The sequence below is a fragment of the Deinococcus radiotolerans genome (assembly GCF_014647435.1).
In the GTDB taxonomy this organism is placed as follows: Bacteria; Deinococcota; Deinococci; order Deinococcales; family Deinococcaceae; genus Deinococcus; species Deinococcus radiotolerans.
Window position 1 is genome coordinate 1 of sequence record NZ_BMPE01000054.1, and the last position, 975, is coordinate 975.

Below are 975 nucleotides of genomic sequence, written 5' to 3' on the forward strand. Positions count from 1 at the left end.
TCAACCATGATCAACACTCTCGGTGGACTCGTCACTTCCCGACTTGGTTCTCCCCATTCCAAACATGCTTCCGCCATCAGGCCCAGCAGCGCTGGGCCCGTGTCTACGTGCAGGGTCTGTGTAGTTCTGCTCCCCGGAAAAGCCTGCAACCGCTGGCCGACCAAGTGGCTCCCGGAAAGCAGGATCACCTGCAGCACTTCATCACTGATAGCCCCTGGAAGACCGTGGGACTGGAGCGAATTGTTGCCGACCGGGCACAGCACCTTCTGGGTGGCCGGGATGCCGTCCTGATCATTGACGACACCTGCCTGACCAAATTCGGCTCGCACTCCGTTGGCGTAGGTCGGCAGTATTCAGGGCAGGCAGGAAAGATCACCAACTGCCAGTGTCTGGTATCGGTCACGCTCGCGCGCGATGAGATTCCCATTCCCCTACGCTTGCGATTGTTTCTACCTTCGGAATGGTCAACACACCCAGAGCGGTGCGTGCAGGCGGGTGTTCCTGCGGAACACCCGCTGGGATCGACCAAATGGGAACTTGCTCTGCGGGAGATCGACGATCTGGTGGGCAGTGTGCAGTTCGGGATGGTCCTTGCTGACGCAGGATATGGAGTGAACGCAAAATTTCGACGCGCCCTGACCGACCGAGGACTGCGGTGGTCCGTGGGAACGATCCGCACCCAGCGGGTTTACCCTGCGCACGTGCATCTGATCCCCATTCCGAAGCACGTCCGGGGGCGGCCACAGAAATATCCGACCCCATCCGAGGAGGCGGAAACGATCGAGACCGTGCTGAGCCGCGAACAGTGGCGCCGCGTCATATGGCGCCAAGGCACGAAAGGGCCACTGATGGGGACATTCGCGGCCAAGTATGTCCGGTTGGCTGACGGAAACGAGAACGCCCGCGGACAGCACCTTCCGGGAGAAGGTGCCTGGGTGATCGGGGAGCAGCGTGCCCGCGGGGAACGAAAGTATT

At 60.9% G+C, this 975-nt stretch carries 1 protein-coding gene; it reads left to right on the top strand.

All coding sequences use genetic code 11. From position 1 onward, the window contains the following. Window positions 1-975: IS701 family transposase (locus IEY63_RS22060; RefSeq protein ID WP_189071143.1), on the top strand; the 975-nt coding region annotated here is incomplete at both ends.